A 15,760-nucleotide genomic window follows, 5' to 3' on the forward strand; every position below is an offset into this window, starting at 1 on the left:
TTAGGTAATTAATAAAGACTAAAAATCAGTGTTGTCATATATCGGTTTTTGTTGCTGACAACGCGTAAACCATCGGGATTTTATCTTCCAGATGAGCAATTCTGAACTTACCGGGCTCAGACTCTACCGAAAGATCAAAGTTATTATATGGTGAATAGTCAAACTCTTCAAAATAGGTTATGCCGAGGCCGTTTTGTATCAGGCTGCTGATTACCTCGCCTAAGCTGTGGTTCCATCCAATTGTTTTTACTTCAATTTGCGCCGCTTTATCTGCGTAGGTTCCTTTTTCCGTTTCTATAATGGCACCGGAATTAAAATACTTGTATTCGATTTTTTCAAACCGGGAATCATACATCCACACCACAGGATGAAACTCCACAAAAATAAATCTACCGCCGGGTTTCAGGAACTTTGAAATCACCTTCGCCCACCGATCCAGGTCGGGAAGCCAGCCGATGGTCCCATAGCTCGTAAAAACAATGTCAAACTGACGATCCAGATGATTGGGAAGGTCGTAGACGTCGCTGAAGATAAACGATGCAGTGGAGTGGGCCTGCTTTGCCAGTTCGCGGGCCTTCGCAATCGCCACATCCGATAGATCAACACCCACTACCTCAGCTCCAAGACGGCTTAATGATATGCTGTCCTGCCCGAAATGACATTGTAAATGCAGGACAGAGGTATTTGAAAGATCTCCCAGTATATTCAGTTCGATATTCTTTAGCGAATTTTTGCCCTTTAAGAAACCGTCCACATCATAAAAATCGGATTTGATATGGATTTCTGTGCGGTCATTCCATGATCTCCGGTTGATGTCTACGTAATTTTCCTCGATATTCATGATTTATTCTGATGCGTTAAATTCTTAAAGATACTAAAATAGGTTATGTTTTGTTATCACGGAGAAGCATGTGGATGATGGGGTTTATTCCCGTAGCCCTTTCCACGCTTTCCGTCACGGATAAAAAGCATTCTGGGATAATCGTCAAAAGTTGCGAGCCTGATTTGTTGTGACATACTACTAAAATTGATGGTATACTTAAATATTCAAAGATGGTTTCCCGGCGGCGATGGTATAGGCTTCTTTCAGCACTTCTGAATACGTCGGGTGGGCATAGCAGAGGGAAGCCATGTTACTGGCTGTTACTTCGTATTCCAGGCCGACAACTGCCTGTGCGATCAGGTCCGCCGCCCGGGCGCCGATAATGTGTACTCCTAAAAGTTCTCCATATTTCGGATCGGAAAGCACCTTTACAAAACCGTCAGTCTCCATACCCGCCCTTGCTCTGGCATTTACGGCAAATGGAAATTTACCAATAGAATACTCCAGTCCCTGTTTTTTTAATTCTTCTTCCGTAGCTCCTACAGAAGCAACTTCTGGCCAAGTGTATACTACCGAAGGAATACGGCCATAATTGATATGAGGTTTCTGACCATTGATTCTTTCCACCACAAATACCGCTTCTTCCTCTGCTTTATGGGCCAGCATGGCGCCGCCGATCACATCTCCGATGGCAAAAATATTTAAAGCTGTTGTCTGAAGCAGTTCATTGACTTTAATTGTACCGTCGGCATTCAATTCTACATTGGTGTTTTCCAGCCCCAGACCATTCACATAAGGCTTTCTTCCGACAGCAACGAGGATATAGTCGGCAGTAAGTTCCTGCTCTTCACCTTGTTTATTTCTGAAATAAACCTTAGCCGCATTGCCGACGTTTTCGGCTTTGTAGACGGCTTTCCCGCATTGTATTTCTACGCCTTCTCTTGTTAATATTTTTGCTAAGGTTACTCCCAGTTCACGGTCCATATTGGCAATCAGCGTGTCAGCATATTCTACAATGGTTGTTTTTGTGCCGATCCTATTGAATATGGACGCCATTTCTACACCAATCACACCTCCGCCGATGATCACAATGCGCTCAGGCTGTTCCTTCAGAGCCAGGGCTTCGGTAGAGGTAATGATCCTGTTTTTATCAATGGCGACCCTAGGAATCGTGGCGGGTTTTGATCCGGTAGCAATAATGAATTTCTGTGACCTTATTACGGTTTCCGTCTGATCAGCATGTAATATCTTCAGGGAATCATTGTTGAGAAAAGATCCCGATCCCTGTAGAACTTTGATCCTGTTTTTTCGCATTAGGAAATCAAGCCCCTGTGTATTTTTAGCCACTACCTCTTTTTTTCGGTTGTACATCTGTTCAAAATTGAGCCCTAGGCCAGAAAACTCAATTCCATGCGCATTAAAGCTCTTTGCGGCTTCTGCATAATGATGCGTGCTGTCCAGCAATGCTTTGGTAGGAATGCAGCCAACGTTTGTACAGGTACCTCCCAATGTACTGTATTTTTCAACCAAAGCTGTTTTATAACCTAATTGAGCGCTCCTGATCGCAGCTACATATCCGCCGGGACCTGACCCGATAACGGTAATATCAAATTCTTCCATTGTATTGATCTAAAATTATATCTATAAAATAAACCGATTGGTCTTTTTTAAGGTAAAAAAAATTATGCTTCAATGCCTTTAATCAGTTTTTCTAAAAAGGACATGGCTATAGTAAGCTCTGCCATATGGCTGTTGACTTTCGCCTGCATGAACGCCCCCTCGATCATTGAAATCATGATCACGGCCATTTCAGTTGGATCGGTATCTGCCTTGATTTCATTCCTTTCTATGCCCCGCTTTATCTGGTTTTCAATAGACGTTTTCCAGAACCCCAGTGCTTTCTGTGCGCTTTCTTTCAGTTTAGGATGCGTGTCATCTGCTTCTGTAGCGGTATTTAAAATGGGGCAGCCTGCCTGAAGGTAAGGATACCTGAAATAATTTTTATAGGTCTGCGGATAAACCAGCAACCGTTCTATTGAATGCTCCGTAGCGAGTATGCGTTCTTTCATATGCTTAGTGATCCTGGCGAAATTATGGTCAAACACGCTCAATGCGATCTCGTCCTTGTTCTCGAAATTACCGTAGATGCAGCCTTTTGAAAGCCCTGTGGCATTCATTAAATCATTTATCGATGTGCCCGCATAGCCTTTTGTATTAAATACGGATGCGGTTTTCTCGATAATCAGGCGCTTGGTATTTTCAGATTTTGTAGTTTTCATGCAGCATAAATTATCATTTATGACAAAGGTAAATAAAAAAATAAAACAATCGGTCTTTTTTTTAATATATCAAATCCCAGTCTTGTCTCGTATCCTTATTTCAGGATATTCAGCCGTGAAAACATAATCGGTCCGTCTTATTATTCTGGTAAGGTCCATATAATCAAGTTAAAATGGTTACACGTTGTCCTGGAATATTGCTTATTCAAAGAACAAATTAATATATAAAAATAGCAGGTTTTTGTATGGAGATTAAATTAGCTTATATTTTTTGCCCTGATCGCCGATACTGTCCGCTTGTCAGCAACACCGTCAAAATATTTTTTGAGGACTTCATTAAATATATTTTCTGTATCGCTAACCATTGCAAATAATGTCATGCAGGAGCGCAACTTGAGGTAATCGGGGTATCCGAAGATTTCCTCTGCCGTAAAGCCATCGAGCTGTAGGAGGGCTTCTGAAATTTCAATCAGGTGCTTCCCAAGAACGGGGTGGGCCAAATATGAGATTGCTTCAGACATACCGGAGATGCCATATTCGTCGGATATTGCACTACTTCCCAAACCCCTGAGCTGCGGGAACACATACCACATCCAATGGGAAGTCTTCCTGCCATTTTTGATTTCAGAAAGTGCCTTCAGGTAAACTTGGTTCTGGGCATCCAAAAACCTTTTTAATTCCATATAAGTTTGCGATTTAATATAAATTCCAATGTACAAAATTAAGCAAATTATTTCTGCGTCTTTTGCCTTGGAAGCCCGATTTCATGCTCCTGCGGATATGGCACGCGATGCATTATGCTGACATTCTCGCGCGCCATAGTATGCAAATCGGCGGAAGCTAAGTTATATAATGTGGCATTATAGTACATTTTCCCACGTTTATAGGCGACTATGCCAACGCAAAAATGTCTTATAATAACATTATGCAAAATAGCCAATGACATAGTCTTCACCCCATAAAAATATCCGCATTTACATTGCAAGACACTTAAAAAGATAGCCTTTTGATTAACCCTTTATAAGCACAATGTATGCCATATAAAGAACACATAACTGCACCAGATTGAAAAACGGTTGAAGCAAATCATGTCTTATTTTAAGTAAATTCTTTTATAGCTTTTGTAAATTTGGTAAAAATCTATTTTCGCAGATTATGGCTGTACCTGTCAATAAAGAAGAATTACAAAAGGCAATTGAAACGAATTACAACAAACTGAAAAAGGAATTATCGACCATTCCTGTTGAATTAACTACCACCACAGATTTAGAAGGACATGCAAAGGATACTACAATGAGTATCAATAATCTTATTTCTTACTTGATAGGGTGGGGAGAATTAGTGCTTAAATGGAATCGGAAAAAAGATAATAATGAGCCTGTAGATTTTCCTGAAACAGGTTATAAATGGAATGAACTTGGTAAGTTGGCTCAGAAGTTTTACAAAGATTATGAAGGCATTGACTTTAATACATTGTGCAGTAAATTATATGAAACGGTTTCTAACATTCTTAATCTAATTGAGCAAAAATCTAATGCTGAATTATATGAGGTTTCCTGGTATGAGAAATGGACTTTAGGAAGAATGATTCAGTTTAACACGTCTTCGCCTTATACTAACGCAAGGGGGAGAATTCGTAAGTGGAAAAAAGAACGTAACATTAAATAAAAATCCTGTCCAAGCGGACAGTATTTAAACATTCAGAAAATCAATCCTGATTACTAAGGGATTTCTTTGTCTTTATCTTCGGAACTCATTGCCGTTTGAGCAATAGCATTCGCCACCATTCCACCCCAATGACTCATAACGGGCTACGGTTATAATACTTTCACTTTCTTCGTTTTTATCGACAATCCACAAGGTATTGTAACTTAACGAATATAGATGCGCTCTGAATTGAGATTGCTTGTATTGGAGTTACAGCGGCAACCATGGGGCAGCACAGCGTTCAGCAATGATCTAATCGTTCTTTGCGATCTGCAAAAAACCTGATGTAAACCCATAATACTATAAGACCGATAAAACAACTTTTATTTTGTTCATCGAAGCATATTAATTCTTCGTCCGTTTGTTTCTAAATGTATTCTCAACTCTTCTAACTTTTTATCTACAGTATCAATTTTATAATTGGATTGCTCGACCAATTTATCATTCACAAATTTCATTTTAGTAGTAACCATTACTCCTTTAATTGATCCTTTCTTACGCAAGTAAATACCCGAACAAAATCATAAAAATTGTACAATAAGATAAAATATAGAGAACCTTTTCACGACTTTTCGAGTTATAGTTTCTGAAGATTACCAAGGATTAGTATATACAAAATAGAAGGTTTTAATAACTGACAGAAGGAACTATACATTCAAGATCAAAAAAATAGAATATTATGCAAAATATTAAGGATAAAGTGGCCTATATAACTGGCGGAACAAAAGGGATAGGTTTCGGAATAGCGAAATCGCTTATTGAAGCAGGAGTTAAGGTAGCTATTTCGGGCCGTAACACGGAAGATTTAGAAAAAGCAAAACACGAATTAGGAAATCAGAATGTAATCGCAATCCAAGCAGACGTGACAGATTTTGAAGATGAAAAAAAGGCTGTCGATGCAGTCGTTGAAAAATTTGGAAAGCTGGATATCATCATTGCCAATGCAGGTATGGGGACTTTTGCTCCCGTAGACGAAATGTCACTTGACGATTGGAATGCCATGATCAACACCAACCTGACCGGGGCTTTTCATACCCTTAAAGCCGGTGTCGAACAGCTAAAGAAAAATAAAGGATATTTTATTTCGATCGCATCATTAGCTGGAACAAATTTCTTTGCTCAAGGTGCAGGGTATAATGCGACCAAATTTGGTCTTGTGGGATTTACACAAGCTGCAATGCTTGACCTTAGGAATTATGATGTGAAATGTACTACCATAATGCCGGGATCAGTTACCTCAAATTTCAATGGTCATATCCCTAACGAAGAGGATCATTGGAAAATTCAACCCGCTGATATCGGACAAATGGTGGTAGATCTATTAAAAATGAATCAGAATGTACTTCCAAGTAAGATCGAAGTACGTCCGACAAAAACAAAATAAGGTAGTGAAGTACTTAGGCGGGTTAGCCTGGGTAATTCAATTAATACAGTAACACAATGGAAGCGTGGGAGCTAAAATTTAGCTCCCTATAATCTTAGATTATATTAATATCTTTATATAGAAGATGGTTATGTGAAACTTATCCCTAACTCGGGTTATTTACCAAATCATGTCTTTCTACAGTTTATTAGAGATGATTTCAGTTCTTAATTATAATTTTGATAAATTTCAATATTACAAATGATGCTACATACAGATAGATATTACTAAGCTTTTACATTTCACTCTTATTTACACCTAAAAAATTTCATGCAAAGAGAGGAAGCTGATAAAGACAATGATAAAGCCATGCTGCATTAATGATGAGGGGCGGACCCTCGAAATTTGAGTTCAGGCTCTGGTTTCAAACCACCACGAGCTGCAAATACCTAATCCTTGCCGTTTATAATAATCTTGGAAGTTAATAGCTTTAAACATATTAATTCAGCATACCCGATCAATTCCATCGAAGGGAGGGAGATTTCACGATATAATGATACAATAGCGGCCAACGTTGTCATCCTAATAGGGAGAAACTTATCTATTGCTTAAGTGCAGATATCCCCTCCAATCTACTGACCAGCTTTTCCCGTTCACCGCTGCCGCTAGTCGAAAACCGGAGTAGGGGATGTTCATACTTTTCCAGTATGGCATCTTTCATTATGTCGCGTTCAGATTGTTTGGCTTAGGCAGCGTGATAAGCATAACCATCCACTTCGATTGCCAGGACAGGATTCTTGCCAAGTTTGTTGAAGATCAGAAAGTCCAGGTGCGTCATGTGATGACTCGCATATTTTGCTTCAGCAGGCTTCAAAAGTGAATAATCGTCAATCAGGCTTCGCAGTGGAAAATGGAGGAGCATATCGTATTTTGAAAACCTGTCGTCAGACAATTTTTGATCAGGAATATTAAGGTCAATATAGGCTTCGCCATTATATGTAATTTCGGTATATAAACGCCCTCAATTTTCATTATCTGTATCAGGAATTACTTTTTTTCAGCCGCTCCATTAAAACAACTTATTAGCATCAAAATGTTTAAGACAATTAATGTTGCCATGATAATATTCTTTTTCATTCTTTTTTAGATTGCCAATCAATTACACATGCTTCTGTCGACATAAGTCTTGTTGCCGTTGGAGTTGATGTAATAACAACCTCCACGAGGTCCGCGGATATAGGATCTGGTAGAAGAACTACTCTTCGAAGTATTCGTTCTACGGGACGAAGGAGAAGGGCTCGTACTTTTAAATTGATTAATATTTGACGAGGGAGATCTGTCTTTTACATATTCCCAGGTTCCGTCACTTTTTAATAATACAGTTCTTCCATCTGTCGTTGTTGCATATTTGTTCTGCGCATTTAGGACTACGGATAAGGTCAAAATGGACAATAAAATAGCGAATAGTAATTTTCTCATCATAGCTTATGATACTATTTTTGGCGAATTTTCACACTGAGCTCCCTTTTGTTAAATGGCTATAGTAAATCATTGCCATATTTCAATGGCGTCTTATTGAGTTCTAGCCCGAAAAGATACTTCGTGAATAAGTTAACATTGTCAATTTACAGTTTTTCCTCCACTAACTAAAAAATTACACTATCTAAAGAACGGTGTCTTAATGGTAGGTTGGAAGTAGTTTAATAACTCTACAACAAGTGGTTTGACCGCGATAATCATCACAATAAATATAATAGCGAAAAATGATCTGAATAAGATCGGTGTCAGCCCCTCTTTAAATTGGCGCTTAACAATTATAAATGCTGCACGAGAACAGAGGAAGGCGATTATGATACTTCCTAAACTAACCCCTTCATAAACGAATAGTAGCTTGATAATATCTTTATTATATAAATTCACCTGTTGCATATCCATTGCACTGAGCATGGTAGAGACAGCTGGAAATACATCGAAAAATAATATGCCACATCCGATAAGCATACCGACCTCAACAATTCCATTGTAATAATCGATTTCATCCCGCTGTGTTTTTACTTTTAAAATCCTAGCTAGCCTGATCAGCACAAATAAACTGATCATTATCGTAAGCAATGCAAAAACCGTGTAAATTAAAAAGAAGTTAGGGTTCATAATTATTTAGATTTTAAGGATATATACCAATTGTTCATATTAGCGATTTCATTCGGGATGTAAGCTGGTCTAGCGGCAGGCGCTGTCGTCTCGACTAAAGCATATTTTGTATTCCCGTATATAAAATAGTTACTTCCATAGTAAGGCAAATTAATACCAATCAGTGAATGCCCATAGAGATCACTTGATAGCATGACCAGATCGTACCCATACTTGGACAAAATGGTATAGATTAACAATGTTCTGGTATCACAATCCGCGTTGGAGGTTGCGATTGTTTCAAGAGGAGTCATCAGGCCAAAAGGTTCATTGGGAATACACAAACCATTGTTTTTCGTTAGATAATTTTTTACAAAATAATCTGAATACATCTTCGGATCACATTCCTGTGGTAAGACAAGCGAGTAGTTGTAGTCCTGCACAAACGCCATTACCATTGAAGCAAACTGCAGCCTGGTCAAATTTCTAGCCGTCGCCAAGCTATCAAACATCTTATAGACACCATCAAGCTTATCTTGGTCAAATTCTTTTAATTTATGGACTATGAAGTTATAGTTACTCCTTTGATTACTTCCAAATAGCGAATGTTTATTATTCTTTGATCTTTGATAATCGCTTTTATAGATATAGTAGGTGCCCGAATACGCCGCTCCCGAGTAATCTTTCCATTCTTTAGAAAACCTGAAGATCGTATCGTTGCTATTGTTATTTACTGACTTTTCGATAACTGGCTGTGGCGCAGGCTTTACAGTTGGTGATGCCACAATATATTTGGGGATTTCTATCAATGGACCCATATTCTCTTGTAAGCTATTGAAAATTGTCCAGCCAATCAGCCCAACAATAGATGCTAAATATAGCAACCCGATGATTTTGAAAAACCACTCCCAAATCTTTCCGGGCACCAATGTGAATAGCAATATAATTGCGATTATTGGTGTCAGAAACTTTAAACCAGGAATTATAATTAAGAGGACGAGAAGCGCCAACAGCACAAATACCCAACTGATGCCAGTATCTGCATAATTATTTCTTGTATTTCTGTTTCCTGAATAGGAGATTTTTTTCTCCCAATTTCCATTTGAAAGTTTTCTGGAACCTAAACCAGCTCGGAAAATGTTGGAACTGCCAGTATTGCCATCATCTTCAAAAACACGATTAGCGCTTGGCTTCGGACTTGGTAGATCTCCATGGGGAATAGCGTTTGGAAAAGAAGGTTGAGAAACTTGTTCAGCCAATGGTTTATATTCTCTCTGCAACCGCTTCTCTTCAATTATATCCGAAAAATATCCCTTTACAATACATTTAACTGTACCAAATACCTCCTTGTTCTCCTTCTGATGAAGATGCCGGAGATATTGAACATTATACAGTGTCAATCCATTGATATCGATCCTATATTCAAGTTGATCGTTTGGAAGGAGCAGCGTAAATTTTTCTGGTAGCTGTGATTTATCGAAAAATACCGGTTGTTCAAAACTCGCAAAATCGCCCTCTTCATGTTTGTGAACTCCCCAACAATATTTTTTTTCTCCATTTATGCAGCTGCATTTATCCGAATTGATTGGACTTATCGTAGCTTCATAGATTGTGATGTGATAAATAGCCTGGTCATTCGCATTTGGTAGATACTCACCATAATATTTACCTGTCATTTCTCCCTGTACGTGCGTTTTTCGTTCCCAGAAGAAGGGGACGTTCACCTCACGATACCAGTTTGATTTGCTCTCATCGTATAGCGGATAATTATTGGAAGTTAAATTATACTTTAATTCATTACTTTCGACCACAGGAACGGCGATGTCCTCTGACCTCTTTCGGAAATCTATTTTGGAGGCTCTCTTCTTTCGGAAGAAAAACCACCATAATGCGCACAATATTACTCCAATGACCAGTAGATTCATCCGTTAATTGTATAATTTTTTTATGAGATCTTCTTTATTGGGAAGCTTTACATCCGATTTCCGTTGTGTTCTAAAGGGGGCATCATTCCAATACTCAAACTTTTCTATTTCCTCACGATCTGTTCTCTTTAAAAGATCGTTTTCGATATGTTTATATAGTGGTGTATTGATACGCTTCACTGGCGCTAGCTTTCCGAATAAATTTTCGTTGCTATCAACTAATTGAGCCTTCAATCTAGCATTTATAAGATCTGCATAATTTTTACGGTGATTCTCATAAAGCTTCGTGATGATTGTTTTTTCCGATCCAGCCCTAAATTTGTAATAGTAGAATTTCTTTCGGATAAAGAATTTGGCAAAAACCGGGATACAGAATATAACGATCGTCAATAAGGCAATGACTAGAGCCAACAGATTTTCTGTCATTAGTAGACGGATTTTTAATGTATAGAGCGTGTTTTTGTCAAGTAACTTTTTTAGCTGATCATGACTTTCTATCTTTTCTCTTATCAAGGGAACAGCGTTTTGCAGGTAAAACCCAAATATCTTCCTGTCCAATGATTGGTTGACATTCATTGTTTGGAGTTTATCCAGAAAATCTTGATCACTTTCGGCCATTTGCTCTACAAAGGCATTTATTTGTGAAATTAATGCAGCGGTTTCTTGATAATTGAACCTCTTTTTTAGGAAGTTTTTATTTATATGGTTTAGTTTGGACTTAAATTGATTCAACTGCTTTACCGCACTCTCGTCTTTTTTTACTTTTTGGTTGATGATGTTTATTGTCGATTGAATCTCCAATACATCATGCCGTCCATGATCTATGTATGCCAATTTTTCGTTGATATCTTTAAGAAGCACGATCTCGTTCTTGGTATAATGGTGGTCATTGGTCAGATAACTATCCACCAGCGATTCCGATTTATAGCGTTCTATTTGTACGATTTCTTTTTTACCGATTCCAAATGGGTTCATATCTACCAATAACCATACATTAAGCGGCTGAGCAATGATCAAACCAATGAAGGCAATAAACGCCAGGCGAAATAGGAACGAAAATGAAAACATCGATGTGCTTTCCTGCGTATTTTTGACGTCCTTAATTTTGATGTCGTTTCTCTTTATTTTGTCTACCGTGTCCAATATCGTAGGGGTGATGGTATACAGCAAAAACAAATAGATATTAGCGATCAGCAATCCGATAAATAGCCCAATGGGCAGGCTGAGAAGCCTAGAATAGCCATCAAAGATATTGTAGATAAAAAACATGGTACTGATAGCTGCGCATATAAAAAATATAAGGACAGCCAATCCAATAGTCAAGAAGTAATACTTGATTCTATACTCTTTATTTCCCTCCTTAAGTTGTAAATAACGCTCAATGACGTATACATCCTCTGAGGAGAAGAAAAACAGGAAGTGCTCGAATTTCGACAATGAATACTTCATCTTACGATTACAATTTAGGCCATATTTGTCTTATCTTCATCTGGATCCGTCGCATCTAATGGCGTTTCAGGTACATCTGATTCTATTTTCTTTTTTGCAGATTCGATGTATGCTTCAGGATTATTTATGATCGCAGATTCCTCATTCTGCTTATGCCTTGCATAGGCAAAAGCTAATAATTCGCGTTGAGTTCTTGCATCCAATTGCTGCGTTAGATCTTGAAGCCCCTTAGCAAGTTCTTCCTTAAATTCCTCGCCACTTTTTAGGCTTGTATTTTTTCGGATATAGAGGTCAGGATTATGATCTATAATATCTTTCTCATTCTGTTTATACTTTTCGATGGCGTAATCCGAAAGTTCTTTCTGGATATCTGATTCTTTTATTTTTTCATAGAGTTTTATGTCGGCTTCATGGTTTATGACTAGATGCCGTTCCAGGCCTTTTTTATCTTTATAGTAGTCATATTTTATTTCAATACCATTGTTGGCCATCATCATATCCTCGATATTCTCTTTGAGATAATCATAGGGAGTTTTTGTTAACATCAGTTTAAAGAATATCGGTGTTAGCTCAATTGCCATAAATAGGAGCGTGATAAATAAGGTAATGGAAAAACCAGCTACCTCATGTGCGATCTTGATTCTTTCAAGCAGACCATCAAGACCATCCGCTGCCTTTTTATTGTTTAACCTTTCCTTTTCTTTTTCTTTTCTGAGTGCGTCCTTCCGTTCATTCAGATTCGTTAGTTCAGCTTGATTCTGCTGATCAAATTTTGCAAGCCTTTCATCTGCCTTATCTCTTTCCCGCCTTAATGCCAATGCGACGGGGCCTTCACCTTTTCCACGTCCACCTTGTCCCTGAGCCATTTCATCCTGATATTTTTTATCATATTCCTCCAGGCTTTTTAACAGTTTAGTTCTCTCTTCACTGACCTTACCAAAATCTTTCTCTAGGTTTCTTTCACGTTCAGCATAGGTTTTATCCACTTCGGCGGCATACTCTGTTTGTTTTTGGATCTGAATTTTTCTGAGCTCCGTATCGATCTCTGTTTTAAACATCCGGATTTCGACAGGTTTCGAAATACTAACAGCAATAATCATCCCCATGATAATTCGGGGTAGAGCACCTTTCAATTCATCCCATGTTATTTTTTCTGTACCATCACCTTTCCCTGTGGCCGCCACGATAAAACGGTCTAAATTAAAGATCATTAGCCCCCAAACGATCCCGAAGACGAGAGCCATAAAGACTGTCGGGATATGAATCGGATTCTCGAGTACATTCCCCCGAGGTTCAAATATCGTGTAGAATGCATATCCCCCTGATAACCCAGCCATCAGACCTGTAGCGAATACAATACCGCCGAGACAAGCATATTTAACCTGATCACTATAGGTAGATCGTTCCAAAATATATTCGTCTCCGCCAGCGGAGGCCCATAAAAACTTGATGACTTTTCCGGGTTTATTGGTGTTGTAAAATTGGCTTTCCATATAGTAAGGATTATCTAAATTTCAGTTTAGGTGATTTAATGGTAATGGCTGCGCTGTTTAATCTATAGCGTAATGTATTCTTGCTCTGCGCAAGTCTCAAATCCGTCATCTCCAGTTTTTTTAGGTTTATTTCAGATTTGAATCGTCCGAAGTCTGTTTGGAGGATATGATCAATCGTAATCTTCTCGACCACCTTTTTCCGCAAGCCAATGAAAGAGACTTCCAAAGGAATGTCATTCCCTATTTTTTCAAGATTTAGAATGATTGTATTGCTCAGATTGAAATACTTTTTGCTTAGGATTTTCGTGTAGAGAAGACCATCACATTGATATTTGATTATCAATAGTCCTTTAGTATTAGCAGCATAGTAGGTAAACTTGTTTACAATTAGATCCCTTCCAAAAAAGCTGTATTTTAGCTTTCGGAAGAATATTTGTGCTACAGCACGAAATTTAAACCACAGACTAGGTATGTATTCTAAACTTTTCATAATGGTTACTAATGGCCTCGTTCGGTTAATATTATAGGTCGTTCAGCTAATTCTAATTTAAAAAATATTCATACATAAACAAACTTGTTATCCAAATTTTTATCTCAAACCTTAACCATGATAAAAGTATGGAAACAAAATTAGTTCAGATTACGGGAAACCATAACTATTGATCTGCCAAACTGATAATTTTGGAGCAAAACTTTATTATGAAAAAAATAATAGCTCCTTTTGTAATCTATCCTGCTTGCATCGCAAGCACTGCACATATATTATTGATTTCTAATTATTAAAACTATGATCATTGAAATTTTATTAGGCGTACAGACTGTACTTATCGTTATTGTACTTTTACTCTCGCTGTTCAAAAAACACGCTCAAGATAATCAACCGATTATTGAGCAATTGTACAAAGCAGATATAATGCTTTCTAAATTAGAGCCCGCCATAAGGGAAGAAGCATCTCGAACAAGGGATGAGAATCAAGCTGCATTTAAAACGAATAGGGAGGAGCTTAGTAATTCCTTTAAAATGCTAAGTGATACGCTTTCAAGTACAGTTAAGAATCTGTCGGAAGTACAGAAAAGTCAGTTTGAAACATTTTCTAATCAGTTATCAGAATTAGTAAAATCTTCTGACGAAAAAACTAAATCATTACAAGAACAATTGGAAAAGTCTTCAAAGGAAAGCCGAATGGAGCAGTCTAATTCTATAAAAATTCTGGGTGAAACACTTTCTAACACAGTTAAAGACTTATCAGAAGTACAGAAAAGCCAGTTGGAAGTTTTTTCAAACCAAATGTCCCACCTTGTAAAAACTTTTGACGAAAAGACTAAAGCACTTAATGAGCAGTTAGAGAGGTCATCCAAAGAGAGTAGAATCGAACAATCTAATTCTTTAAAATCATTTGAAGATAAGTTCAGTCAGAATGTGAAAGAGTTCAATGATTTACAAAAACAGAAATTTGATGACTTAATTATTCGACAAGACCATGTCAAACAAGATACCGAGGGAAAATTAAAAGAAATACGGGAGACCGTTGAAACTAAATTGGCCACTTTATCCGAAGACAATAGTAAAAAGCTTGAAGAAATGCGTAAAACTGTTGATGAAAAGCTTCATGAGACTGTCGAGAAGAGATTTAATGAGTCGTTCAAAATGATAAGCGATCGCCTAGATCAGGTACATAAAGGCTTGGGAGAAATGCAGACGCTTGCAACAGGAGTAGGGGATTTAAAGAAGGTATTGACAAATGTTAAAACGCGCGGTGGCCTTGGAGAAATTCAATTAGGAGCTATATTAGAACAAATATTCTCACCTGAACAATATGAGCGGAATGCAATTGTTAAAGAAGGTACGCAGGAACGTGTTGAATACGTCATCCATCTTCCAGGCCAACACGAAGACAATAGACCTCTATTATTACCGATTGATTCAAAATTTCCTAATGAGGATTACCAGCGACTAATTGATGCATACGATAGTGGATCAGATGTTGAGCTGGCGTCCAGACAATTTGAGAATTCAGTTAAAAAATGCGCAAAAGACATCAGAGACAAATATATTAACCCTCCGGTAACTACAGACTTTGCAATTATGTTTGTACCGACGGAAGGCCTTTATGCTGAAGTAATAAGAAGAACAGGTCTTTTTGAAAGTCTAAGAAAAGACTTTAAGGTCACAGTAGTTGGACCGACAAACCTCGTTGCTTTTCTACAAAGCTTACAAATGGGATTCCGTACGCTTGCCATACAAAAGCGATCGAGTGAAGTGTGGAGTATACTTGGTGCAGTGAAAACAGAGTTTGGAACCTTCGGTACAATTTTAGAGAAAACTAAAAAGAAACTGATTGAAGCAACCAACACTATTGATAGGGCTAGTGTGCGTTCAAGAGCTATAGAACGTCAATTAAAGACGGTCCAAGAGCTCCCCAAACAAGAGTCTATTGCCCTTCTTGGTGACGATATTGAAGTAAATCTGGATTCGACATTGGATGTCATTAATGACGAATTAGAAGTAGAGTAGTATCAATTAAATTCTAAATGGTATATTATGTTCTTTGCCTAAAATAGTCATACTACGGTAGTGTAAACTGAACTGT

14 protein-coding genes are annotated in these 15,760 nt (G+C 37.9%); 3 read left to right on the top strand and 11 right to left on the bottom strand.

What is annotated here, in order from left to right; all coding sequences use genetic code 11:
* Positions 1-34: 34 nt before the first annotated feature.
* The 4 genes from B2W36_RS08750 to B2W36_RS08765 form a co-directional block, all read right to left on the bottom strand.
* Positions 35-841, bottom strand: a complete 807-nt coding sequence (locus B2W36_RS08750) for a class I SAM-dependent methyltransferase (RefSeq protein ID WP_293887486.1) — start codon at positions 839-841, stop codon at positions 35-37.
* Positions 842-1,039: 198 nt separating this feature from the next.
* A complete protein-coding gene (gene lpdA, locus B2W36_RS08755; protein WP_293887487.1) occupies positions 1,040-2,443 on the bottom strand; it encodes a dihydrolipoyl dehydrogenase in 1,404 nt (467 codons plus the stop codon).
* Between the two features lie 62 nt (positions 2,444-2,505).
* On the bottom strand, positions 2,506-3,102 hold the full coding sequence (locus B2W36_RS08760; RefSeq protein WP_293887488.1) for a TetR/AcrR family transcriptional regulator: 597 nt from the start codon (positions 3,100-3,102) through the stop codon (positions 2,506-2,508).
* Between the two features lie 257 nt (positions 3,103-3,359).
* Positions 3,360-3,785, bottom strand: coding sequence for a DUF1810 domain-containing protein (locus tag B2W36_RS08765; RefSeq protein WP_313448160.1), 426 nt, complete (start codon positions 3,783-3,785; stop codon positions 3,360-3,362).
* Between the two features lie 472 nt (positions 3,786-4,257).
* Between B2W36_RS08765 and B2W36_RS08770 the strand changes: the two genes are divergently transcribed.
* Entirely contained in the window at positions 4,258-4,770 is a 513-nt protein-coding gene (locus B2W36_RS08770; protein WP_293887489.1) for a ClbS/DfsB family four-helix bundle protein, read from the top strand.
* 718 nt (positions 4,771-5,488) lie between these two features.
* A complete protein-coding gene (locus B2W36_RS08775; RefSeq protein ID WP_293887490.1) occupies positions 5,489-6,193 on the top strand; it encodes an SDR family oxidoreductase in 705 nt (234 codons plus the stop codon).
* Between the two features lie 724 nt (positions 6,194-6,917).
* Here the strand turns inward: B2W36_RS08775 and B2W36_RS08780 are convergent.
* The 7 genes from B2W36_RS08780 to B2W36_RS08810 all read right to left on the bottom strand — a co-directional run bounded on the left by B2W36_RS08780 (position 6,918) and on the right by B2W36_RS08810 (position 13,659).
* Positions 6,918-7,094, bottom strand: a complete 177-nt coding sequence (locus tag B2W36_RS08780; RefSeq protein WP_293887491.1) for a hypothetical protein — start codon at positions 7,092-7,094, stop codon at positions 6,918-6,920.
* Positions 7,095-7,327: 233 nt separating this feature from the next.
* Complete coding sequence (locus B2W36_RS08785) at positions 7,328-7,654, bottom strand: DUF3157 family protein (RefSeq protein ID WP_293887492.1); 327 nt, start codon at positions 7,652-7,654, stop codon at positions 7,328-7,330.
* 177 nt (positions 7,655-7,831) lie between these two features.
* Positions 7,832-8,272 carry a hypothetical protein gene (locus B2W36_RS08790; RefSeq protein ID WP_293887493.1) on the bottom strand — a complete coding sequence of 147 codons (441 nt, stop codon included), beginning with the start codon at positions 8,270-8,272 and terminating at the stop codon, positions 7,832-7,834.
* Positions 8,273-8,325: 53 nt separating this feature from the next.
* On the bottom strand, positions 8,326-10,227 hold the full coding sequence (locus B2W36_RS08795) for a hypothetical protein (protein ID WP_293887494.1): 1,902 nt from the start codon (positions 10,225-10,227) through the stop codon (positions 8,326-8,328).
* 3 nt (positions 10,228-10,230) lie between these two features.
* The gene (locus B2W36_RS08800; RefSeq protein ID WP_293887495.1) at positions 10,231-11,676 is read right to left on the bottom strand and encodes a DUF4407 domain-containing protein; all 1,446 of its coding nucleotides are present in this window, start codon (positions 11,674-11,676) and stop codon (positions 10,231-10,233) included.
* Between the two features lie 14 nt (positions 11,677-11,690).
* Positions 11,691-13,169, bottom strand: a complete 1,479-nt coding sequence (locus B2W36_RS08805) for a DUF4407 domain-containing protein (RefSeq protein ID WP_293887497.1) — start codon at positions 13,167-13,169, stop codon at positions 11,691-11,693.
* A 10-nt stretch (positions 13,170-13,179) separates the two neighbouring features.
* On the bottom strand, positions 13,180-13,659 hold the full coding sequence (locus tag B2W36_RS08810) for a hypothetical protein (protein WP_293887499.1): 480 nt from the start codon (positions 13,657-13,659) through the stop codon (positions 13,180-13,182).
* Between the two features lie 297 nt (positions 13,660-13,956).
* On the opposite strand from B2W36_RS08810, the gene rmuC reads away from it, so the two are divergent.
* The gene (gene rmuC, locus B2W36_RS08815) at positions 13,957-15,684 is read left to right on the top strand and encodes a DNA recombination protein RmuC (RefSeq protein ID WP_293887501.1); all 1,728 of its coding nucleotides are present in this window, start codon (positions 13,957-13,959) and stop codon (positions 15,682-15,684) included.
* The last annotated feature ends 76 nt before the right edge of the window (positions 15,685-15,760 follow it).

The organism is Sphingobacterium sp. UBA3549, from assembly GCF_002376635.1.
Taxonomy (GTDB): domain Bacteria; phylum Bacteroidota; class Bacteroidia; order Sphingobacteriales; family Sphingobacteriaceae; genus Sphingobacterium.